Annotated in this window: 1 protein-coding gene; it reads right to left on the bottom strand. The window is 48.2% G+C overall.

The window, feature by feature from the left end:
- Nucleotides 1–232: ATP-binding cassette domain-containing protein (locus SB775_RS29360; protein WP_410864759.1), on the bottom strand; the 232-nt coding region annotated here is incomplete at its 3' end.
- Nucleotides 233–274 lie beyond the last annotated feature (42 nt).

Raw genomic sequence — 274 nt, 5'->3', positions numbered from 1 at the left:
CCAGATTCTTTCCTTCGAACAGAATCTCTCCCCCGACAATCTTTCCAGGCGGAGAAGCAACTAGTCCCATAATCGAGAGCGACGTCACGCTTTTGCCGCATCCAGACTCCCCAACAATACCCAGGATTTCGCCTTCGTTTATGGAGAAATCAACATTGTCTACAGATCGAACGACTCCTTCGTCTGTGAAAAAATGGGTTTGCAAACCGCGCACGGATAACAATGGCTTCAAGCCTTCCCTCCCCTTTCCTTATTTCAGTAACTGGAATGCAAG

Source organism: Peribacillus sp. SIMBA_075, from assembly GCF_046534585.1.
Note: the sequence above shows the minus strand (reverse complement) of the source record. Positions and strands in the feature narration are given on the sequence as shown.